At 30.2% G+C, this 23,784-nt stretch carries 21 protein-coding genes, 1 tRNA gene and 1 riboswitch; of the genes, 18 read left to right on the top strand and 4 right to left on the bottom strand.

Annotated elements, in window-relative coordinates; translation table 11 throughout:
* Positions 1-83 precede the first annotated feature (83 nt).
* The gene (locus tag JK636_RS06315; protein WP_274601592.1) at positions 84-923 is read left to right on the top strand and encodes a TerC/Alx family metal homeostasis membrane protein; all 840 of its coding nucleotides are present in this window, start codon (positions 84-86) and stop codon (positions 921-923) included.
* 47 nt (positions 924-970) lie between these two features.
* Here the strand turns inward: JK636_RS06315 and JK636_RS06310 are convergent, their stop codons facing one another.
* The gene (locus JK636_RS06310; RefSeq protein ID WP_202747968.1) at positions 971-1,969 is read right to left on the bottom strand and encodes an alpha/beta hydrolase; all 999 of its coding nucleotides are present in this window, start codon (positions 1,967-1,969) and stop codon (positions 971-973) included.
* A 371-nt stretch (positions 1,970-2,340) separates the two neighbouring features.
* Here JK636_RS06310 and JK636_RS06305 point away from each other — a divergent pair, with 371 nt between their 5' ends.
* The 5 genes from JK636_RS06305 to JK636_RS06285 all read left to right on the top strand — a co-directional run bounded on the left by JK636_RS06305 (position 2,341) and on the right by JK636_RS06285 (position 7,502).
* A complete protein-coding gene (locus JK636_RS06305) occupies positions 2,341-2,997 on the top strand; it encodes a phosphatase PAP2 family protein (protein WP_202747967.1) in 657 nt (218 codons plus the stop codon).
* Positions 2,998-3,113: 116 nt separating this feature from the next.
* Complete coding sequence (gene lgt / locus JK636_RS06300; protein ID WP_202747966.1) at positions 3,114-3,872, top strand: prolipoprotein diacylglyceryl transferase; 759 nt, start codon at positions 3,114-3,116, stop codon at positions 3,870-3,872.
* Positions 3,873-3,876: 4 nt separating this feature from the next.
* Positions 3,877-5,016 carry a cysteine desulfurase family protein gene (locus JK636_RS06295; RefSeq protein ID WP_202747965.1) on the top strand — a complete coding sequence of 380 codons (1,140 nt, stop codon included), beginning with the start codon at positions 3,877-3,879 and terminating at the stop codon, positions 5,014-5,016.
* Positions 5,013-6,158: a tRNA uracil 4-sulfurtransferase ThiI gene (gene thiI / locus JK636_RS06290; RefSeq protein WP_202747964.1), complete on the top strand. Its 1,146-nt coding sequence runs from the start codon at positions 5,013-5,015 to the stop codon at positions 6,156-6,158. Before JK636_RS06295 ends, thiI begins: the two co-directional genes overlap by 4 nt.
* Positions 6,159-6,497: 339 nt before the next feature.
* Positions 6,498-7,502 carry a serine hydrolase gene (locus JK636_RS06285; RefSeq protein ID WP_202747963.1) on the top strand — a complete coding sequence of 335 codons (1,005 nt, stop codon included), beginning with the start codon at positions 6,498-6,500 and terminating at the stop codon, positions 7,500-7,502.
* A gap of 102 nt (positions 7,503-7,604) precedes the next feature.
* Here JK636_RS06285 and JK636_RS06280 read toward each other — a convergent pair whose 3' ends face one another.
* Both JK636_RS06280 and zwf read right to left on the bottom strand, forming a co-directional pair.
* A complete protein-coding gene (locus JK636_RS06280) occupies positions 7,605-7,823 on the bottom strand; it encodes a DUF1450 domain-containing protein (protein WP_202747962.1) in 219 nt (72 codons plus the stop codon).
* Between the two features lies 1 nt (position 7,824).
* Entirely contained in the window at positions 7,825-9,315 is a 1,491-nt protein-coding gene (gene zwf / locus JK636_RS06275; RefSeq protein ID WP_202747961.1) for a glucose-6-phosphate dehydrogenase, read from the bottom strand.
* 292 nt (positions 9,316-9,607) lie between these two features.
* Here zwf and JK636_RS06270 point away from each other — a divergent pair, with 292 nt between their 5' ends.
* Positions 9,608-10,687 carry a hypothetical protein gene (locus tag JK636_RS06270; protein ID WP_202747960.1) on the top strand — a complete coding sequence of 360 codons (1,080 nt, stop codon included), beginning with the start codon at positions 9,608-9,610 and terminating at the stop codon, positions 10,685-10,687.
* A gap of 33 nt (positions 10,688-10,720) precedes the next feature.
* Here JK636_RS06270 and JK636_RS06265 read toward each other — a convergent pair whose 3' ends face one another.
* Positions 10,721-11,761, bottom strand: coding sequence for a M42 family metallopeptidase (locus JK636_RS06265; protein WP_202747959.1), 1,041 nt, complete (start codon positions 11,759-11,761; stop codon positions 10,721-10,723).
* Positions 11,762-11,949: 188 nt separating this feature from the next.
* Between JK636_RS06265 and JK636_RS06260 the strand changes: the two genes are divergently transcribed.
* From JK636_RS06260 to trxB, 11 genes are all read left to right on the top strand, one after another.
* On the top strand, positions 11,950-13,314 hold the full coding sequence (locus tag JK636_RS06260; protein ID WP_202747958.1) for a VanW family protein: 1,365 nt from the start codon (positions 11,950-11,952) through the stop codon (positions 13,312-13,314).
* 172 nt (positions 13,315-13,486) lie between these two features.
* Positions 13,487-14,425, top strand: a complete 939-nt coding sequence (locus JK636_RS06255) for an AAA family ATPase (RefSeq protein ID WP_202747957.1) — start codon at positions 13,487-13,489, stop codon at positions 14,423-14,425.
* Position 14,426: 1 nt separating this feature from the next.
* Positions 14,427-15,611 (top strand): DUF58 domain-containing protein, encoded by a 1,185-nt coding sequence (locus JK636_RS06250; protein WP_202747956.1) that lies wholly within the window; start codon positions 14,427-14,429, stop codon positions 15,609-15,611.
* Entirely contained in the window at positions 15,608-17,875 is a 2,268-nt protein-coding gene (locus JK636_RS06245; RefSeq protein ID WP_202747955.1) for a transglutaminase TgpA family protein, read from the top strand. The genes JK636_RS06250 and JK636_RS06245 overlap by 4 nt, the downstream gene beginning before the upstream one ends.
* A 3-nt stretch (positions 17,876-17,878) precedes the next feature.
* Positions 17,879-17,961, top strand: a tRNA-Leu gene (locus JK636_RS06240).
* 656 nt (positions 17,962-18,617) lie between these two features.
* On the top strand, positions 18,618-19,640 hold the full coding sequence (locus tag JK636_RS06235; RefSeq protein ID WP_202747954.1) for an N-acetylmuramoyl-L-alanine amidase family protein: 1,023 nt from the start codon (positions 18,618-18,620) through the stop codon (positions 19,638-19,640).
* Positions 19,641-19,794: 154 nt separating this feature from the next.
* Entirely contained in the window at positions 19,795-20,616 is an 822-nt protein-coding gene (locus JK636_RS06230; protein WP_202747953.1) for a Cof-type HAD-IIB family hydrolase, read from the top strand.
* Between the two features lie 49 nt (positions 20,617-20,665).
* Positions 20,666-21,133: a tRNA (uridine(34)/cytosine(34)/5-carboxymethylaminomethyluridine(34)-2'-O)-methyltransferase TrmL gene (gene trmL, locus JK636_RS06225; protein WP_202747952.1), complete on the top strand. Its 468-nt coding sequence runs from the start codon at positions 20,666-20,668 to the stop codon at positions 21,131-21,133.
* A gap of 16 nt (positions 21,134-21,149) precedes the next feature.
* Positions 21,150-21,989, top strand: coding sequence for a DegV family protein (locus JK636_RS06220; protein WP_202747951.1), 840 nt, complete (start codon positions 21,150-21,152; stop codon positions 21,987-21,989).
* 161 nt (positions 21,990-22,150) lie between these two features.
* A riboswitch (glycine riboswitch) is annotated at positions 22,151-22,252 on the top strand.
* Between the two features lie 152 nt (positions 22,253-22,404).
* Complete coding sequence (locus tag JK636_RS06215; protein ID WP_202747950.1) at positions 22,405-22,785, top strand: GrdX family protein; 381 nt, start codon at positions 22,405-22,407, stop codon at positions 22,783-22,785.
* Positions 22,786-22,815: 30 nt separating this feature from the next.
* Entirely contained in the window at positions 22,816-23,754 is a 939-nt protein-coding gene (trxB, locus tag JK636_RS06210) for a thioredoxin-disulfide reductase (RefSeq protein ID WP_202747949.1), read from the top strand.
* The last annotated feature ends 30 nt before the right edge of the window (positions 23,755-23,784 follow it).

Genomic DNA, 23,784 nt, shown 5'->3' with positions numbered 1-23,784 from the left:
GTATTTATGCAGAGTTTTATTTTTTGCTTTCTAATCATAATATTATATGAGTAGAAGCAGTAAAAATTTATATAAAAGGAGAGATGGTTTTGAAAACAAAAAATGCAGTATTTTGGGTATTGTTTTGGATACTATTAGCAGTGTTATTCAATATAGGTATCTACGTTACTTTAGGACAAGATAGTGCTTTGAAGTTTTTAGGTGGATATGTAATTGAACTCAGTCTTAGTGTGGACAACTTATTTCTGTTTTTAATGATATTTGAGGCCTATAGAATACCAGTAATATATCAAAGAAGAGTATTGAATTATGGAATTATTGGAGCTGTTATACTTAGGTTCTTATTTATTACACTTGGAGTATCTATTGTCAATAAGTTTCACTGGGTATTATATATTTTTGGGGCTATACTTTTGGTAAGCGGCATTAAGATGATGGTTAAGGAAGAAGATGATAATACATATAATGGGAGCAGATTGCTAAGAATATTGGATAAGATAATACCAACTACTAATAGTATACATGGTGAAAAGTTTTTCATCAGAATAAATAATGTGTTATATGCAACACCTCTTTTTGCTATTATTTTTCTTATAGAAACTTCGGATATATTGTTTGCTATTGATTCAATACCAGCAATATTTTCTATAACTACCAACCCGTTTATTGTTTATACTTCCAATATATTTGCTATTTTAGGGCTGCGAAGTCTTTACTTTGTACTTCAAAAGCTTCACAGTGCATTCTGCTATGTAAAATATGGAGTAGCTTTGGTTTTAACTTTTACTGGTGTTAAGCTCCTAATTTTATTCTTTAGTATAGAAATACCTATCTTAACCTCGCTGCTTATAATAATATCTATATTAATATTGAGCGTAATAGCATCAGTACTGTTTCCACAGAAACAGTACAAGAAGGCATAGAATTTTCAAAGAATAAAAAAAACTCGGTTTTGTAAAAAGCCGAGTTTTTATTTGCTGCCAGTAACTTTGTCAATAAAATTGTATACTTTATCTTTATAAGCATCAGGGTTAGTCTCATAGGACTTAATATGTGAGGCATTAGGGACTATAAAAAGCTCCTTTGGACCGCTTTTTAACTTATACAAATCTTCACAAGAGTTTTTAGGAATAAAGTTATCCTGATCACCTTGTATAAAAAGAACAGGTGTAGATATATCTTTCATGATATATTTTGGCGAAGCCTCATTGAACTTAAAATTATTTCTTAATTGATTTACTTTTTCAGTATAAAACAACAATATATTAGCGGTAAATTTATTATTAATCTTATAATCATCTTTTAATCTTAGTAGAAATTCATCCTTCAAATCAGCATAGGAACTATCAGCTATATAAAAGCTTACTCTCTTTTTATCCTCATTTAGTTCTGCCTGTAAAAGGGCAGTGGCGGCACCCATAGATTCACCATGTACACCAATAATACCACCTTTATTTTTTAGATACACCCATCTTACCCAGCTGTCTAAGTCATTCTTCTCATCATAACCATAAGTAACATTATCGCCGCCGCTGTGGCCGTGATTTTTAGAATCATAAATAAGTATATTATACCCCTTATCTAGATACATATCAGCATATTTAAGAACTGTCCATCTGCTTCCTGCTAAGCCATGAACAAGTATAATTGTGTCCTTAGTAGCTTTAGAATTTTTTATATATGTTCCATATAATTTATAATTATTTTTAGAACTTATAGACACTTCTTCCTTCTGAAGATTTACAAAACGCCTCTCATTAAAAGTTGTTTTGCTAGCTTCATAAAGATCCACTTCCTTTTTTGTATCTATATCAAAGGCTTTTTTATAAAATATATTTCCAATATATAAACCGCTTAAATTAGCAGCTAATAATATTATTAAAATAGAGTAAATTATTAGCTTAGGTTTTCTGTTTTTGTTTGTTCTTCTAACATCTTTTAAAGAAGTAAATTGTATTTGCATACCCATTTTATCACCCTTGTCCCAAATTCAACAATTTATATTGTATCATTTTTAAAAAAAATTTAAATAGCTTAATATAATTATATATAAATTTATTTTGGAAACTATGGAAACATATATGATTTAAGAAAAAATTAATATATGATGCAAAAGTTCTAACACATTATATACTATCACCTTTTCCAGAGTTTTTTATATAAATAGAAATATGGGGTTTACGCAAAAAAGTTTATATATGGTATAAAATACCAAGTGATTATAGTATTATATGGTGATAAAGTAAACAAAATTATAATGTGTAATAAAAAATGCGTAATATAAAAGGCAGAATAGCTAAAGATATAATTAAAGATTTTATTGTAATGGAGGTTCTGAAAATGGAAAAAGTTCTTCAAAAGGATAGTAGTGCTATTAAAAAATTAAAGGAAAATATGTTAGCCTTTTGTGCAATGCTTGGGCTCCTGCCTTTAAATATATTTTATATAGCCTTGAATAATTCGAAAAGAGAGGTGCACAGTTTAATAACTGCAGCAGACAATGCAATACCCTTTATGAAAATATTTATAGTTCCATATGTAGCCTGGTACGGCTTTATATTTTTTACAATGGCATATTTATGCTTCAAAGATAGAAATGCTTACTTTCAAACACTTATTAGCTATGGAGCAGGGCTTATTTGTTCTTTTATAACCTTCTACTTTTTTCAGACTACTGTTACAAGACCAGAATTAACAGGAAACGGTATACTGACTTCTATGATACAAATTATATATAGTGCAGATCAGCCATACAATTGCTTTCCAAGCATCCACGTTTTAACGAGCTATTTAATGGTAAAAGGCATTATGAGCAGTTCTATAAGAAATAGGAGGAATAATTTTATAGTTTCGATTACTGCACTATTAATAATAATATCAACTTTATTTATTAAGCAGCATGTGCTTTTGGATGTTGTCTTTGGGGTGATTTACGCAGAACTAATATTTAGATTATCACAAACTATTTATAAAAAAATCTTTAACCCTCAAGTTTAAATTTGAGGGTTAATTTTTTTCTTTGTAAACAAAATAATATTAATATAAACTTTTATTATTTTTATGGTATTATAAATTATGTTAATTAGAATTACAGTTTATAAGGAGGAAAAAATATGAATCCAATAGCATTTAACTTATTTGGAATAGATGTGAGATGGTATGGTATACTAATTTCTCTTGGTATGATAATTGGAATACTTCTTACTTCCTATACTTGCAATATAAGACAACTAAGTTATGACAGTATGATGGATATAATACTTATATCACTTCCAGCAGCCATAGTTGGAGCAAGAGCATATTATGTTCTTTTTAATCTTCCATATTATTCTGCTAATCCCTCTGAAATTATAAACATAAGGCAAGGAGGTTTAGCAATTCATGGAGGAGTAATTTTTGCATTAATAGCTGCCTACATATATACTAGAAAGAAGAAACTTAGCCTTTTAAGTTATGCAGATGCTGCTGCTCCATCACTGATTTTAGCTCAGGCTATAGGGAGATGGGGAAACTTTTTTAATCAGGAAGCACATGGAGGCCAAGTATCTTATCAGTTTATCAGCCATTTTCCTAAATTTATTCAAAAGGGAATGTATATCGAGGGAGCATATTACCATCCAACATTTTTATATGAGTCATTATGGAATATACTTGTTTTTATAGTATTAATTGTGATTATAAAAAGAACAAGTAAAAAAGGAATTGTATTTTTTACATATGTAGGACTATATTCACTGGGAAGGTTTGTGATTGAAGGCTTAAGAACAGACAGTTTGATGCTTGGTCCGATAAGAGTTGCTCAGCTTGTAAGTCTTTCAGGCATTATTGTTTGCCTTATTTATTTTTATTTTATATACTATAGAAAGAAGTGATGTTATGGAAATTTATTTTGATAATAGCGCTACCACAAAACCTTATGATGAGGTTATTGAAGTTATAGCTGAAACTATGAAAAATTATTACGGCAACCCTTCTTCTGCTCATAGGCTTGGGTTAATATCAGAAACAAAAATGAATGAGAGCAGAGAAATATTAGCCAAAACTATAAACTGTACAAAGGAAGAAATAATATTTACCTCTGGAGGCAGTGAAAGTAACAATTTTTTAATAAGAGGTTTTGTTAAGGAAGGTTCCCATATTATTACAACAAAAATTGAGCATCCTAGTGTGTTAAACATGTGCAGAGAACTTGAAAATTTAGGCATTATAGTTACCTATTTAAACGTAGATAATAGAGGTAAAATAAATATAAAAGAGCTTGAAAATTCTATTTGTAAAGATACTCAAGTAGTAAGCATTATGCATGTTAATAATGAAATTGGAACACTGCAGGATATATATTCTATAGGTAAGCTCTTAAAGGAAAAAAGCAGCAGAATTAAGTTTCATGTAGATGCTGTGCAAAGTTATGGAAAGTATAAAATTGATGTGCAAAAGGCTAAGATAGACTTAATGTCTGTTAGTTCTCATAAAATTCACGGGCCAAGAGGAATTGGATTTGCATACGTAAGAAAAGGTTTAGTTCCCAAGCCTCTTATATTTGGGGGAGGGCAGGAAAGAAATCTTCGTTCCGGCACAGAAAATTTAGCATCTATGTCTGCCTTTGCAAAAGCAGCAGAAATAATTTATGAAAATCGGGAACAAAATTATACTAAAATTTTAGATTTAAAAAGCTACTTTATAAGTAGATTGCAAAGTATTGATAATATTAAGATAAATAGTCCAATAAGTGAGGATTTTTCACCTTATGTGCTAAGTGTTTCATTTATAGGAGTTAGATCGGAAGTATTGCTTCATTTGTTGGAAGAAGGCGGAATATATGTATCTACAGGTTCAGCATGCTCATCTAAAGATACCAAAGACAGTCATGTGTTAAAATCAATTGGATTAAAAGAGAAAGAAATAAAGGGAACCATTCGCTTTAGTTTTAATGAATATAATACAAGAGAAGAAGTTGATTATACTATAGATGTTCTTGATAAATCACTAAGATTTTTAAGGAGAGTTGGCAAATGAGAAAGCTTGTTTTAGTTAAAAGCGCCCCAGAAATATTTCTAAAGGGATTAAACAGAAATAAATTTGAGAAAAAACTTAAAGATAATATAAAGAAGGTACTTGACGAGACAAAATATGAGTTTGTTGTGGATCAGGGAAGATGGTTTATTTATTCTGAAGAAATAGAAGAAGTTGTTGATAAAGTTAGAAAAGTATTTGGCATTTCCGAGGTTTGTATAGTTACTGAAGTTGAAGCTTCCATGGAGGCTATTAAAAGTCAGGCTGTAGAGGAAATAAAGGAAGCAGGTCAGGTCACTTTTAAAGTAGAAACAAATAGAGCAAATAAAAATTTCCCAAGAAATTCCATGGATATTAGTAGGGAAGTAGGAGCTTACATTTTAAAAAATGTTCCTGGTTTAACCGTTAAGGTTAATAAGCCCCAGTTTACTGTAAATGTAGAAATAAGAGACAATGCCTATGTATATTCTAAAAGAATAAAAGCTGTTGGAGGACTTCCGTATGGAATGAATGGAAGCACTATGCTTATGCTTTCTGGGGGAATAGATTCACCGGTTGCTGGTTATATGATGGCTAGAAGAGGAGTGGAACTTCATTGTGTGTATTATCACAGTCATCCTTATACAAGTGAGAGAGCAAAGGAAAAGGTTAAGCAGCTTGCTGCTATATTAAGTGATTTTACAGGCAGCGTGAAATTATATGTTGTTCCATTTACTGATATCCAAATGTCCATAATTGATAAATGCAGGGAAGATGAACTCACTATAATTATGAGAAGATTTATGATGCGAATTGCTTGTGCTTTGGCAGACAAACTTAAAATAAACTCAGTAACAACAGGGGAAAGTATAGGTCAGGTGGCAAGTCAGACAATGGAAGGCCTTATAGTTAGTACTGATGTGGCCGACAGACCGGTATTTAGGCCACTAATTGCAATGGATAAAGTGGATATAATGGATATATCGAGGAATATAGGAACCTATGAAACTTCAATTCTGCCGTATGAAGACTGCTGCACTATTTTTGTTCCAAAGCATCCTAAGACAAAGCCTGCATTAGATATGATGAGAAAGGCAGAAAGTGTGTTAGATACTGATAGACTAGTAGAAGAAGCTATAAATAATATGGAAATTTATGAATTATAAAAAAAACCTCTCGCATGAGAGGTTTTTTATTTAAATTTGACATAACTGTATAATTTAGTACAATAAAAATGGACAATGTAATAGTTTTCTGAAAGGTAGTTGTTTATTATTGGGAACTTATATACAACGCTAATAGTAGATGATAATATAAATAACTTATTTTAATAAGTTTGATGAAAGTAATAAAATATATAAGAAACAAAATTAATAAATTTTTTATAAAACTTTTACAAATAGTATGTTATAATATTTGTAAAATCCTTATGCTTGCATTTAAACCTTAATTTGGATAATGAAATTAGGCATGTTGGGGAAAAATTTCTTTTGGGGGATTAGGAATTGAAATATATATTAAAGAGGATATCTAACTTTATAACTACTTTAGTTATGCTTATAATGGTTATAATTGTAGGATTATATTTTTGGTCTGTGAATGATTCACAAAAATCAAAGGCTGCTTTTGATGAAACAAAAATAACTTATAATTATTATGAAACAGAGGAATATGATATGGAACAGATCAATCTTGTTAAGAAAGCAGCTGAAGAAAATAGGAGAAAAGCTTTTTTAGAGGAACAGGTTAAAATAGAGGCAGAGAAAGTAAAAGCTGACGCAGAAAAGGTACAAGCATCTGTAGAAGAAAAGGTTAAACAATATTTAGGAAATAATATTTCAAAGGTTGGTATTGGATACTATGATGTTGAAACAGGAAAAGGCTTTTCTATAAATGGAGATAAATACTTTACAGCTGCAAGTACTGTTAAAGTTCAAATGAATATGGTTTTGTTTGATATGATTAAAGAAGGTAAATTAAATATTGATGAAACTATTAAATACTTGCAAAGCGATTATGAGGGAGGTACAGGAATTCTTCAAGGTGAAGATAAGTCAAAACCTATAGCTCTTCAAAAACTAAGCGACTATAGTATAATGTACTCAGATAATATAGCTACAAACATGATTATAAGAAAAATTGGCTATGCTCAAATGAAAAATAGATTTAGCGAGAAAGTTGAACATCAAGTTCCTCAAAATGATAATTTAGTTACGCCAAATGAAGGATTAGCATTTCTTAAAATGCTTTATGAGAATAAGAACAATAACATATATTACCCAAGACTTATAGGTATAATGAAGACAACTGTATTTCACGATAGGTTAGATAAATATGTTCCTCAAAATATAGTTGCTCATAAGGTAGGGGATTATGGAGCATTTGTAAATGATGTAGGTATAGTATACTCAAATAAGCCATATATAATAGCGGTTTACACACAAGGGCTTCCAAATGCTAACGAAACTATAGCAAATATTAATAAGATAATATATGGATACCATAAATAGTGTGTATGCTTACGAAAATAATATATGTGAAAATATAGCATATAATAAAAAGAAAGTCTGGAAAATAAATTACCAGACTTTCTTTTTTTAGTCAATTGCAGCTTAAAGGCCTTCAGTAAATTCTAATATTTGAGCTATTAAATCTTCGCTGTTATCACCTACAAATAATTTACCCTTTATTCTTGCTATAGGTTTATTAGCACATTCTCCACAGCAATAAATGCACTTTGCTACGGAAGTTTCAAACTCAGGATATAGCTGATTTAATATTGAAATTACATCATCTTTTTGTTCATTGAACATACAAAAACTAATTTTCATTTTATAAATTCCACCAATGTCTGTTATCTCTTAGGAGAAGTTCATCAGCCTCTTTTGGTCCGAAGCTTCCTGATTCATAGTTGGGTAATGAAAGTTTTTCACTTCCCCATTGCGAAGATATATTATCAACAAATTTCCAGGAATATTCAACTTCATCCCAGCTTGTAAACAGAGTATTATCACCATTCATAACCTCAAATAATAGTCTTTCATATGCCTCAGGAGTATTGCTTTCAAACTGGCAAGTCTGACAAAAATCCATCTCAACTGGTATTATAAAGTTTTCGGTACCAGGTTTTTTTGTGTTAAACTTTAAATAAATACCTTCTCTAGGCTGAACACCGATTACTAAAAGATTAGAATTTAAGTTATCAAATTCTTTAGAATAAAGGAATTTTGGTATGGATTTAAATTGTATAATTATTTCTGTTGACTTTTTCTTCATTCTTTTGCCGGTTCTTATATAGAAGGGGACTCCCGCCCACCTGTAATTTTCTACATGAAGCTTTAAGGCTACAAAGGTTTCAGTGTTGGAATTTAGAGAAACTTTATCCTCTTGTCTGTAACCTAAGATTCTTTTATTATCAATCATGCTTTCCCCGTATTGACCTCTTATTATATCCTGCTTTATCTTTTCAGGTGTAATATCTTCTAAGGAGCGAAGAATTTTCACTTTTTCATCTCTAATAGAAGAAGAAGAAAGGTCAACCGGAGCTTCCATAGCAGTAAGAGTCAGAAGTTGAAGCATATGATTTTGAACCATATCCTTTAAAGCGCCAGAGTTCTCGTAATATCCACCCCTATTTTCTACACCTACAGTCTCGCTGGAGGAAATTTGTATATTGTCAATATACTTACTATTCCATAAAGGTTCAAAAATAGAATTTGCAAATCTTAAGACCATGAGGCTTTGAATCATTTCTTTTCCTAGGTAATGATCAATTCTATAGGTATTAGCTTCACCAAAAACTTCTGTTATTTTTTTGTTTAGTTTTCTTGCAGAACTCAAGTCCCTGCCAAATGGTTTTTCAATTATAAGTCTCTGCCAGGAAGCTTCGTTTTTAACCATACCTTGTTTATATAACTCATCATTAATAAGTGAGAAGTATTCTGGAGCAACTGCTAAATAAAATAATCTATTTCCTTTTGTATTATAAGAGTTATCCAATTTATCTAAAAAACTATTTAATTCCTTATAGCCTAAGCTATCATGAAACTCAAATTTTTTATAATAAATCCTCTTGGCTATATCTTCCCAGAGAGTTTCATCAATGATTTTGAATCTTGAAGAATTTTTTATAGACTTGTAAGCTTGTTCTCTGTATTCATCATTGCTTATATCTTTTCTTCCGATGGATACAAGTGCAAAGTTATCTGGAAGTTTTCCACTGTGTTTCAAGTTGTATATTGCTGGTAATAATTTTCTATGAGTTAAGTCTCCTGTTCCACCAAATATTACAAGTATGCATGATAAATCTGTGTTAAAATTCATTAAGTCAACCGCCTTTCATAAGGAAAGAGTATTATTTAAAGCTTGGAACTATCAAATCTTTTCCTAAAGTTGTATCAAATTTCCTAGTTTATAAACGTATATTTCCCAACATTGGAACTTTTAAATCCTAGTATTTACATTATAATAAATAATAATTGTTATTTATAAATAAGTATCATATTTAACAAAAATGTTACATTTCAAAAATATTAAAAATTTATGGATAAAATTGCACAGTACTAGGAAATCTATTGGTAAGCAATGAACTTTAAGGAAAGTCAAGGTGATATTTTTGAATAAGAGATTTATGAAATATGGTCTAGCTGCTATTATTATTACTTATTCTGCAGTTTTGATAAATATTAATTACAGTGATAAATATAATAAACAATCAGGAGATAAGGACATAAATTCAAATAAAGTAAGTGCTAGTGTTTCAGAAGATGAAAAAAATAGGTATACAGTTGCATATGAAGGTGCATATTTTAATCCATATTTCAATTCTAATGGAACAAAACTTTTATACAGCTCAGGTGATAACATATATGAGATGGATCTGTTAAAAAACAAAACAGTACAAATTACTACTTTAAATAATTGTTATAATCCTATATACGAAAACGGTAATGATAATGTTATAGCTTTTGCCAGAAATAACGGTATATTCATTATGGATATAAATAAAAAGGATATAAAAAGGCTGACAGGAAGTGAAAATCCTGAAGTTTCATATGCGAAACCAAATTTTACAACAGAAGGCGATATCATATATTTCAAAGTTACTGTCTTGCCCAAACCTGATGGGCATGGATTTGTTGAAAAAGAACCTGCTATATATAAGGTATCAAAAGATGGAAAGAAAGAAGAAAAGTTGCTGGATGGATACAATCCAGTTATATCACGTGATAGTAAAAAGCTTCTTTATGAAATGAATAATAATATATATGTAATGGATTTACAAACTAAAACTTCAAAGCTTGTAGACTCTGGTAAATACGCAGCTTGGTCTTCAGATGGAAAGTATATAAGCTATGCAAAATTTGAAAGAGATATTGAACACTATACAAAGTTTAAGCAGCAGAAAAAACTATATATAGATAAAGAATATTCAAATATATATATTGCAGATATGGAAAATTTAAAAAAGAAATATAAAATAACAAAAGAAGAATTTCAAGATAGAGAGAAGGAGATATCAGACTGGTCTAATGATATAAAAAATACTACAGAAGAACAACATTTTTTAATTGTGTCTAAGATGGCTTACTTTGACAGCGTATGGTCAAATAGTAAGGATGAGATATATGTATCAGCTTATGATGGCGATAAAGCTAATTTCGAACTTTTAAAATTTAGGTTTAATAAAAAATGATAAACACACTGGAAAAACTCCAGTGTGTTTAATTTATTTTTCTAAGGAATATTTAACTACTAAGTCAAGAGTGTTTAAAACTGCATCCATGTGTGTTCTTTCATAGGCATGTGAGGAGAACACACCTGGTCCAATAAGTGCTACCTTTATATCCCATCCAGCTCTTAAAGCGGCAGAAGCGTCTGATCCGTAAAATGGATAAATATCAATCCTGTAATCAATATTATTGTTTTTACAGGTTTCTGTTAATCTTTTTCTTAATTCAAAATCATAAGGTCCGGATGAATCCTTTGCGCATATGCATACAGCATATTCAGTAGAATTTTGATCTAGGCCAGGTGCACCCATGTCAACTGAAATAAATTCTTTAGTTAAAGGAGGAAGTGCCGCTGAAGCTCCATGTCCAACTTCTTCATAATTGCTTATAAAGAAATTGGTAGTATAGGGAAGCTCTAAATTATTTTCTACTATATATTTTATAGAGTAAAGGAGAATTGCAACACTGGCTTTATCATCCAAATGTCTGCTTTTAACAAATTCCTTTTCTGTAATAATAGTTCGGGTATCAAAGCAGATAAAATCACCTACATTTATTCCTAGGCTCTCAACATCTGACTTTGAATTAACTTTTTCATCAAGAACAACTTCCATATTTTCAGGAACCTTTTTCAGGTCATAAGCTTCCTGCCCACTTATATGTACAGAAGGTTTAACAGCATGGATAGTTCCAGTAAATGTTTTGCCATCCATTGTTTCAACTATACAATTTTCGCCGTCAATAGCACCCATCATAAAACCGCCAAGAGGAACAAGAGAAAGAGTTCCGTTTGATTTTATTCCTTTAACCATTGCACCTAAAGTATCTACATGAGCAGAATAGGTTCTTTGATAGCTGTCGTCCTTTCCCTTTAGACTTACTATAACAGCTCCTTTAGTCGTAACTGTATAAGGAATGTTTATTTTATCAAGTTCATCCATTATAAATTTCATTATTTTTTCTGTGAAACCTGTTGGACTTGGAATATTAAGAATGCTTTCCAAATAATACTTAATATTATCTTTACAATAATTCATGACAATATACCCCTTTCTATAACTAGAATTATGGAATGTGAAATTACAAATAATTTTTACTTTTCAAAATTATATTATCATATTCAAGCTGTTTTTAAAACTAATTTTCATTTAAAACGTAAATATATGTATAAAACAAGATGATCTTATAGTATAATATGGAGGTAGATAGAAAGAGGGGAAGGTAAATGAAAAAAAATGCAATTATAATTACTATAACTTCCATTATACTTCTGGCCGGAGGTACAGCTGGTGCTAGAGTTGGATATATGAGTAATAGTACTAAAGATTATTCTGATGTTATATATCCAAAAGTGGCTGTTGAAGATATTGATTTATCAGGAAAAACTAAAAACGAAGCTATAAAACTTTTACAAGAAAAGTATGAAAGTGAAGTTTTAAAGAAAAAAATAGCTATTACAGGAACAGATAAGACTTATACAATTGACTATGCAAAATTAAATGCTAAATATAACATAGAAGAAACTGTGGATGAGGCTATGGCATATGGTAAAAATTTAGGATTATTTCAAAAGTATAAGCTTATTAAAACACCAGAGCAAAAGATATATAAATTAAAATTTACATATGATTCGAATCCCGTTAAGGATATTGTTACAGGAATGCAGAAGGAAATAGACAAATCTCCAGTTAATGCTAAAATAACAATGGTAAGCAGCGGCAAGTTTTCTGTTACACCAGAGAAAACTGGTCTAAAGCTTAAAGTAGATGAGTTAGAAAAGTCAATTAATGATAAAGTAAATGGTGACATAAGTGGAGACGCTGAAGTTAAGGCTCCAATAGAAGTTGTACAAGCTTCTGTAACATCAGATAGTCTATCTAAGGTTAACACAAAAATATCAAGTTTCAGCACAAGCTTTTCAGGTTCTTCAGCTAATAGATCAGCTAACATTGGTTTAGCTACTAAATCAATAAATGGAAAGCTGCTTATGCCTGGTGAAAGTTTTAGTTTTAATGATGTAGTTGGTCAAAGAACTGCTGCAAAAGGTTATAAAGAAGCTCCAGTAATAGTTAATAACAAGCTTGATTCTGGACTAGGCGGTGGAATATGCCAAGTTTCAACTACTCTTTATAATGCAGTGATGAGAGCAAATATAAGTTCTACAGAAAGATCACATCATTCACTACCGTCTCATTATGTTGCATTGGGACTTGATGCAACAGTAGATTATGGCAATTTAGATTATAAATTTAAAAATACTTTGAGTTCTCCAATATTTATTGAAGGTATTATTTCCGGTAATTCTGTTATATTTAATGTGTATTCGGATAGAAGCCTTTCAAGCAGAACCTATGACCTTGTAAGTGAAACGACTGATACAATTCAGCCGAATACAAAGTACATAGATGATCCAAATATGTATGAAGGTGAAACAAAAATTGAACAGCCTTCTTCAATTGGCTATAAGGTTAAGGTATATAAGAAGATATATGAAAATGGAAAATTAGTCGGACAAGAAACAGTATCCAGTGAAACTTACAATAAGGTTGATGGTGTAATAAGAAGAGGAACTAAAAAGAAGGAACAATAGCAAAGACAGGCATATGCCTGTCTTTTAAATTGTACTTTGAGTATAAATTTGTAAAAAATGAAAGACAATTGTAAACAGCCATAAACTTATGCTATAATTAAAATATTATGAATATACTATGGGGATTAAGGGAACAGAAGTACAAATTTTGAAAAATGAGAGGGGATATGTCATGGAATCAGAACAAATTATAAAAAATATTGTGTATAATATTGAAAAGGTAATAATAGGTAAACGATATGAGGTCTTTAATATTATGAAGGGAATTATTGCTGATGGACATATACTGATTGAGGATGTACCAGGGGTAGGAAAAACAACTTTGGTTAAGGCTCTGGCAAAGTCTCTCAATTTATCTTACAGCAGAATTCAGTTTACTCCAGATTTACTTCCTTCGGATATTACAGGTATATCAATTTATAACCAGGGAGCTATGGAATTTGAATTTAGAAAAGGACCAGTATTTGCAAATATTGTGCTGGCAGATGAGATCAACAGAACTTCACCTAAAACGCAGTCTGCACTTCTTGAAGTTATGGAAGAAAAACAGGTTTCAGAAGGTAATAATACATATAAATTAAATAAACCATTTTTTGTACTGGCGACTCAAAATCCTATTGAAAGTGAAGGAACCTTCGTGCTTCCAGAGGCACAGTTAGATAGATTTCTAATTAAGGTTAAAATAGGCTATCCCGAAAAGAAAGAGGAAGCTAACATTTTAAAAAGATATAGAAATTCAGAACCTCTTAACGAATTAACTTGCATTGCCGATGCTAATGATATTTTAGAACTGCAGAAGAAAGCTCGAAAGGTTCATGTATCTGATGAAATTAATGAATATATCGCAAGTATTGCAGATGCTACAAGAAACAATAAGTATTTAGTATTAGGAAGCAGCACAAGAGCTTCATTAGCGTTATTAAGAATTGCTCAAGCAAGTGCGCTTATAAATGGAAGAGATTATGTAATACCGGAAGACATAAGAGAAAATGCACTTTTAGTATTAAGTCATAGAGTGGTTGTTTCAGCATTGGCAAGAGCTAATAATTTTGACAGTGAATCTGTAATATTAGATATTTTAAAAACAGTTTCTGTTCCAAAGGTGAAATAAAATGTTTGGGTTTAAAATTAGTATTAAATTTATAATCATTTTAATTCTTTCTTATGTTTTTGCATTAATACAAGGTGGTAATCTTCCGTATAGAATTTTTCACGGGCTTTTATTAACTTTTTTAATAAGTCTTATATACATTTTATTGATTCAAAAAAATATACATCTTCAAATGAAATTTGATAGAAAGATTTATAGTGCTGATGATGAACAGGAATTTATAACTATAATTAAAAATTACGGACTTCTTCCAATTCCTTATGTGATCATTAACAATAAAGCTTTATCAAAGATAAATCCTAAATATAATGGAGATGCTGTTTGGGTTAATTCAGATGAAAGCAAATGGCTTAGAAATAAAGTTAAATTTAACAATAGAGGAATTTATAATTTTGGGGAGTTTGATATTAGTATTAAGGATTTATTTTCAATATTTGAAAGAAGAAAAAATACTAATTTAAATGTTCTCATCAAAGTTTATCCAAAAGTATATCAGTTGGCAAAGTTCCCTGCCAATGGGAGTGATATTTTTAAAAATGCAGTAAGCAACAAAACCAATATTGAGGATTTATACAGCACTAAGGAAATAAGAAAATATAATCAAGGTGATAATCTAAAAAGAGTAAACTGGAAGGTCAGTGCTAAGCACGGAGAACTATATGTAAGAAATTTAGATACTGTTTCTGGAGAAGAAAGCAACATGTTTCTTAATATGAGTAGGAATAACTTCGCTCTGGATCAGGAGGGTATATATGAAGAACAGCTTATAGATTTATGTGCATCTACTATAAACTTTATGCAGCTTAAAGGAATAAAGACTAAGCTCTTTATTAACAGTTCGGTTCAAAGAAGATTTGACATAGACAGCAGGGAAGATTTTAACGAGCTCATGGAGTTTTTTATAACACAAAAGAGTGATGGCGAAGATGATTTCGTGCGTTTTGTAAATTCAAATTTAAATAAAATACCAAGATTAAGCTGGATAGGGATAATTACTATTGGTGTAAGCAGAGAACTGAAGGATAATCTTATAATGATGAGAGATAGAGGATATAATATTACAGTTTTTTATTCTGCTAGTTCTTTGAAAGACTTAAGTAATATGGAATTTCTCAAGAAAATAGGGATAAGCTGCTTTAGTTTTAATGAACTCATTAAGAAACAAGGAAACAGGGTGAGAATATGAGTTTTCTAAAAGAAAATAAATTTTTTATAATATTAATTTATATAAATATTATGTTTATAGTAACACTAGCTAAGATATGTTATAAAATAGAAAACTTCAACTATCTATTTATATCTGTTTTATATCTTTCAGGAATTATTTTTTATTGGGCATTTTCAAGTATTAAAAAAAGAGTATTAAAAACTATTATTATAATATTTTTAGTAAGTGCTGCTGTAGTATATTGTTTTTTGAATTTTAACTATGTTCAAGCTTTTTTTGTTAATCGAATTGCTGATAACTTTAATTATATTAACAATTTGGTAGCAAAATCTATGTCTACGGATTTTACAAGCTTTAAACCTATTTTTATAATGATTCTTCCAATATTAACTGTAATAATTATTTCTTTAAGCTCAAAAGGACTTCCTAATTCTGTACTTGTTTTGAATCTAACTCTAATTATTACGCTTTGGTATCTAGGATACACGGAAGAAATTAAAAAAATTTTATTTTATTATGTGCTGATAACCCTTAGCACATACTGTATAAACAGTTTTATTTATAACACTAAAAAACTTTCTAAAAAAGGTATAAAAATAGAGATTCAATCCTATAAAATATTTATATATACAATTTTAATGTGTCTTTTAATAGCAGGAATATCTAATATATTGCCCCAAAACTTCAAGGGGAAATATTCTTCAGAGCTGCAAAGCAAGTTTTATAATAAGTTTATTAATTCAGGTGAAACTCAGCAGGAAAAAGGGAAAAAGTATAAATATGATTTAAGCTTTTCAGGTTACGATAACAATAAGAAAAAACTTGGTGGACCTATTGTACTAAACAAGCTAACAGCTTTTAAAGTTAATTCTGAAAAAACTTATTATTTGAGAGGCGCCATAAAAGAAAATTATGATGGTTTTTCCTGGTCTTTGGATGAAAGAAAATATACACTAAAAAAGCCTAAAGAGGAGTTGGTACCTCAAGATAAGTTCTATAGATCTTATGCAGAATTAAATCAACAAATAAAAATAATTCCTCAGGAGTTAAATACCTCCACTCTTTTTACGCCTTCACTGCCATATAACGCGGAAATAGTAAAGGGGTACACCTATTATGATGATATTCCTACGCTGATAAGTAATGAAGTTTTAGTAAGTCCTTACACAGTATATTTTTACAGCTTAAACTATGAAGGTCAACAATTATTAAGAAACAGTACTGGTAAAGCAAAAGAAGTAAGTGGAGTTTATTATTCAGAAGCTTATAAAAAGTATTTACAGTTACCGGAAAATATTAGTTCCAGAACTTATGATTTAGTATATAGTTTAGTAAAGGATAAGAAAAATAATTTTGAAAAGGTTAATGCTATTAGAGATTATCTAAATAAAAATTATCCATATACTTTGAAAGTTTCCAAAGTTCCAGAGGGGCAAGAGTTTTTAGATTATTTTTTATTTACTGAGAAAAAAGGATATTGTACTTATTTTGCTACAGCTGAGACTATAATGTGCAGAATAGCAGGTATACCAGCAAGATATGTTGAAGGTTTTAACATGACTGAAGAAAAAGATGGGGATGGACTTTATGTAGTAAGAAACGAAAATGCTCATGCCTGGAGTGAGGTTTTATACTTAGAAGATACAAATAAAGGAATGTGGTATACAGTAGATGCGGTGCCTAATGCCGTGGAATCCATCCACAAGGAAGAAGAAGCAGATAAATTAAAAACCAGTAATACACCGGCTGTAAATCCAGAGATAAATAATAATACATCTAGAAAGCCTGGTGCAAATAATGATAAAGCATATGAAGAGTCTACTGGTAAGATAAAAATTCCGCCTGTTATCTTAAAACTTATTTATGTAATAGCTGCGTTTATCACTATTAATATAGTTGCTATTTTAACTTTTATTGTAAAGAAAAAAATAATTGTTGATAGTAAAAGTTCAATTCCTGTTTATAAATATTCTCTAAGCAGACTTGAAACCATAGGATTTATAAATTCTAAGTTTATGCCTGATACTAATCTAATTAGTAAGATGGATGTTAGTCTTGCTCAGAAGGTTAGGGAAGTATCAGTTTTGGCTTATAGAGAATATTATGGTGAAAAAGAACCCGTAGATTTCAATAAAAAAGATTACTATAATTATATAGAAGATTACATTAGAAATAATCAATCAAAATTTGAATACTATATTAAAAAATATTATTATATTGAAAAAATATCTTTATTAAAAAATAAAATTGTGATATTATATAGAAAGATAAGAAAACTGTAAATTGCGGATATGGCGGAACTGGCAGACGCACTAGATTCAGGTTCTAGCGGGAAACCATGCAGGTTCAAATCCTGTTATCCGCACCAAAGCTTAAAATATACCCATGGATTTAATCCATGGGTTTTTTGCTCGTACTTTTTCTGATAATATAAAGTTAGATCTGTTATTTAATTTGAAAATTCCTGAGCTGAATATGCTTTATTTTTTGAACTAAAAGCAAGGCCTACACCTATTTGCTTAAAGTTTATATAAAATATTTGCCTTGTGGCCTGGGGAATTGATCCAATCTTTTATCTCATTGCTTTTATAGCGAACTATTTTTCGTAATGTTTCATTTATTTGTAGAGGAGCTGCTCCAACTTTAACTCTTTCTGCATTCATCTTTTACAATGCTTTCTGTTAAGGTGAGGCTAACATCCTCATTAGAGGATTGTACAATTTTATTTGATATTATAGATTTGTCTAATGTTTTATGAGTATTACAGCCAATAAGAAAAATAGGTGAGATAACTAAAGGTATAATTTTAGAAATAAATTTGATCAAAAAAATCACCATCTTTTAAACTTATGTTAAAAGTATAGGGAAACCTCCTATTACATTCTATAATGTACAAGCTATTTGGTTACAGCTTGAGTATTAACTTAATAATTATAATAATATTTTTATAAATCTAAGCATATAAATTGATTTTTTTACAGACCTATTATATTATTAAAAATAAAAGGATATGTGAGGTATAATATGAGGATAAGAATTAAAGATAGAAAAAGATTTTCTATAGGGTGTATTGTTTTAGTATTAATGATTTTTAATCTTATTTTCGCGTTAAGTAAACGTTCTGAAGGTATACTTACAACTAATGAATTTACGAAAACTTCATATGTTGCTTTGGCTGCAGATAAGGATGGAAGCATCTCTTTGCTAGAAAATAAATATTTTAAAAAATACATAATAAATGGTCAAAAGGAATTTAAAGATATTAAATGGAATGAAACAAAAGATTTTGTTGAAATTCAACTAAGCAAAGATGATGTACTCAAGGTTAATCTAAAAGGGGACAAACAGTCAGAACAAAAGGATATATATTATGAAAATACAAAAGATGGCTTAATTATTAAAATTAAAAAGAATTATAATGAAAATAATTTTGTTTATGTAGATAAAAACGATAGCAGCAAAGCAATTATATTAATTTCAAAGATTGAAAAGCCTTTCCATAATACTGTAGTTATAGATGCTGGTCATGGAGGAATCGATAAAGGAGCTAATTTAGGTAAAATATACGAGAAGGATTTAACGTTAGAAATTGCAAACTATGCCTCCGAGGAACTTAAATTTGCCGGCTATAAAGTCATTATGACTAGGGATAATGATAAGCTATTGTCTCTTAAAGAGATAGGAGATATTACTAATGCTGCTTCAGCAGATATATTTGTGTCGGTTCATATAAATGAAAATAAATCAAGTGTATTTAAGGGAATGACCAGCTATTATTATGATCCAAATGGGTTCCAAAAAAATGAACGAATTAAACTTGCGAAAATAATGCAGGACAATTTAATAAAAAGTGATGACTGGGAAGATAGAGGTATTTTAAGACAAAATTTAGCTGTATTAAGATACAGCCAAATTCCATGTGTGCTTTTGGAGTGTGGATTTTTAAGCAATACAGAAGATAAGGACAAGCTAACAAAGGATGAGGTTTTAAAAAATATTGGAATAAATATAGAAAAAGGAATTACAAGTTATCTATCTGCTGAATAAAAGGGTATATATTGTGAATTATAAGCACGAGAGCAATTCTCGTGTTTTTGCGTAAGTTAATAGTTTTTATTATAATGATAAAGTAGCTGTATTCAATGTATTAGAGCTTTTGCATTGTATATATTAAGAGAAGCTTTATTTTAGGAGGAAGTGTATGTATAAACTATTATGCACAGATATGGACGGAACTCTTTTAAACAGCAAAGGTAAAGTAAGCGAAAAAAATCTAAAATTCATAAAAATGGCTCATGACAAGGGTGTTAAAGTTACAATATGTACCGGAAGAATATTCACATCAGCAAGTTATTTTGCTGACTTAATTGGAGTGAAGGTACCTTTAATAGCAGCCAATGGTGCCTATATTAGAGAAAAAGATAGAGAAGAGGTTATTTATAAATCAGCACTTGGGTATGAAAATTGCAAGAAGGTTTTAAAAGTATTAGAAAGGTATGGAATTAATCCTCACTATAATAGTTCTTCTATCATATTCACGGGAAAAATAAGCTTTGCTTCAGCTAATTATGAAAAAGCGAACAAAGATTTACCAAAAGACAAACAAATAGATATTAGGATAATAGAGAATTGGGATAAAGTGTTTGAGGAATATAAGGATGAAATATTAAAATGTATTTGTATTGATGAGGATATTGAAAAGATAAGAAAAGCAAAAGAAGAATTACTGAATTATGATGATTTGGAAGTAGTCAGTTCAAACTATAATAATTTTGAAGTTATGTGTAAAGGCGTTTCAAAGGGAAGAGCTGTAGAAATTTTAGCAGGATATTATAATATAAATAAAGAAGAGATAATATGTATCGGGGATAATGAAAATGACTTGTCAATGATTAAATATGCTGGTCTTGGAGTAGCGATGGGCAACGGAGAAAAATATGTTAAGGATGCAGCAGATTATGTTACTTCAACTAATAATGAGGATGGAGTAGCAAAAGTTATTGAAAAATTTATAATATCTTAGTATTCTATAATAATAGTAAGTAAAAATTATCTTAAAAGGAGTTTTAATAATGAATTTAAATATAGTTTTATTTGAACCTGAGATACCTCAAAATACTGGAAATATAGCTAGAACCTGCGTTCTTACTAATTCTAAACTCCATCTAATTAAACCATTAGGGTTCAGCTTAGATGAAAAACATCTAAAAAGGGCTGGATTAGATTATTGGCAATATTTAGACATGGAAATACATGAATCTTATGAAGCGTTTAGAGAGAAATACAAAGAAGGAAACTTTTATTTTTCAACAACCAAGGGTAAGAAGTTTTATACAGAAGTAAAATTTGAAGAGGGGGATTTTGTGATTTTTGGAAAAGAATCAGCAGGGCTTCCAGATTACATAAGAAATAGCAATCTAGATAATTTAATTAGAGTTCCAATGCTTCAAACAAGCACGCGATCTTTGAATTTATCTAATACAGTAGCTATTTTAGCGTATGAGGCACTTAGGCAGATGGAATTTCCAAATATGAAATAGAAAAAGGAGAACAAATGTGGAGAAAATAAAAATAATTACAGACAGCACAGCGGATTTACCTTTAGAGATAATAAGAAAGTATGATATTGAAGTAATTCCGTTAACTGTCCATTTTGGAGATGAAAGTTATAGGGATGGTATCGACATAGACATAAAAGAGTTTTTAAATAAAATAAAAATCAGTGAAGAATTTCCCACTACTTCTCAAATTAATCCTAATATGTTTTACGATTGCTATAATAAATATTTAAAGGAAGGCTATAAGATACTATCTATTCACCTATCTTCAAAATTAAGTGGAACTTATCAATCCGCATGTATAGCAAAAAACATGCTTGAAAGTGATGATATCATAATAATTGATAGTCTTAATGTAACTTCGGGATTAGGAATTTTAGTACTAAAAGCCTGCAGATTGATAGAAGAGGGCAACTCATTAATTGAAGTTGAAAGAGAAATAAAAGGTCTTATACCACATATAAGAAGTGCACTAGCATTTGAAAGTCTGGAAAACTTAGTAAAGGGAGGAAGACTGTCAAAAACTGCTGGAACAATAGGTTCAATTCTTGGAATAAAACCTATAATCGAAATTAGAGATGGAGAGCTAGTAGTAAAAGATAAAGTCAGGGGAACAAAAAAAGCGATTAAAAACATATTGAAATACTTAGAAGGCTACGGTATAAAAAGCGGTGAACCTTGTATGATTCTACAAGCAGAAAATAAAGAAATTAGAGATGCTCTTAAAGAAAATATGCTGGAAAGAAAAAAGGAATTTATAGAGTGTGAGGTAGGATGTGTTGTTGGAACTCATTCGGGAATCGGAGCCTGTGGTATATTTTTTATAGAAAATCACTAAAAATGAATTTTTGCATTCATAATTTTCACAAAATAAAATAAAAAATTCAAGAAAAATATAGCATTTTAATTTACTTTAATATATAATGAATATTGTAAACATATTATTTGCACAATTCGAGGAATTTCTGCAATTTGATATAGTAAAAATATTATGGATGGATGAAGTTTTCGGGAGATAATCTTTTTATAAGGTAGCCGAAGGAATAAGCATGATAACCCGTATTATGTGAAGCTCTCAGGCAAAAGTACCGGAAATGGACATACCTCTGGAAAGCTTAACTATATTAAGTTAAGCACCGAAGGAGTAAATCTCTCAGGTTATAAGACAGAGTGCAAGGGTCAAGGGGCTTTTGTATTATGTCTTTTTTGTTTGCCTCGTGAAAACCTATTCAGATAAGTGGGAGGATATAACAATGGTAGAGCAATTTATAATTATTACGAATAATCCCATGAGCAAGAATAAATACATAGGAAAGTATGAAGTAATCTATATTGATGGTACTGTGATTGATGTATATAAAAAGGTAAGAGATTATATTCATTTAAATCACAGGCTTTTAACTCATCCTTTAATAAGCAGTATAAAGCCCAATGAAATACCGTTTAGAACGGTTATTATCTCTAAGAAAAGGGATACTATTACTGATATGGAATCCCTCAATATGATTGAAAACAGTATAGGTGCTACTAATAAATTCTTGAAAGATTTTGGAATTCCAAATTGGAATGAAAAAATCTTGGAGGATTTTCAATTAATAGATTATGATATTATTTATAATGCTATAAAAAATTAAATCAAGGTCGATAATTAAGGAGGAAAAAATATGGCACATATTTATGACACCATTATAATTGGTGGTGGACCAGCAGGACTTTCAGCAGGACTATACGCAGCAAGATCAAAAATGGATACATTAATAATTGAAAGATCGAAGTTTGGTGGTCAAACTGCTACAACTGATGAACTTGAAAATTATCCTGGTTCTATAGAAAACTGTACAGGACCAGAACTTATTGAAAGAATGAGAAAGCAGGCTGAAGAATTTGGTACAAAGTTTGCTAAAGATGAGATTACCACAGTTGACTTTAGTGGAAAAATTAAAAAGTTAGTAGGAAATAAAGAAACCTATGAAGCTAAAACTATAATAATTGCTTCAGGAGCATATCCTAGGCTTGCTGGTTTTGAGAGTGAATTAGAGTTACGTGGAAAGGGTGTTTCCTACTGTGCAACCTGTGACGCTGACTTCTTCACTGAGTTAGATGTAGCTGTTATAGGAGGAGGAGACTCCGCATTAACTGAATCAATTTATCTGACTAAGTTTGCTGATAATGTAACAATAATTCATAGAAGAGATCAGTTCAGAGGAGCTAAGTCAATACAGGATAAGGTGTTTAACAATCCTAAAATAAAGATAATATATGATTCGGTAGTTGAAGCAGCTAAAGGTGATGAAATACTAGAAGGTTTAACTCTTAAAAATGTTAAAACTGGAGAAGCAAGCGACCTTAAGGTTGATGGATGCTTTGTATTCGTTGGATATCTTCCAATATCTGAGCTTTTCACTGGAAAGATAAAATTAGATGAAGCTGGATATATCATAACTGATGAAGAGATGAGAACTGACATCCCAGGAGTATTTGCAGCAGGGGATGTAAGACAAAAATCCTTAAGACAGGTTATTACAGCAGCTGCAGATGGAGCTATAGCAGCTACTAATGCAGAACATTATATTGAAAATGAATTCGATGAGCTTCATGTTTAATAGATTAAAAATGTGATTGCTAATTAACTA

It is taken from the genome of Clostridium rhizosphaerae (assembly GCF_016765585.1).
GTDB lineage: Bacteria > Bacillota > Clostridia > Clostridiales > Clostridiaceae > Clostridium_AT > Clostridium_AT rhizosphaerae.
This window is presented reverse-complemented; position numbering and strand designations above follow the sequence as displayed.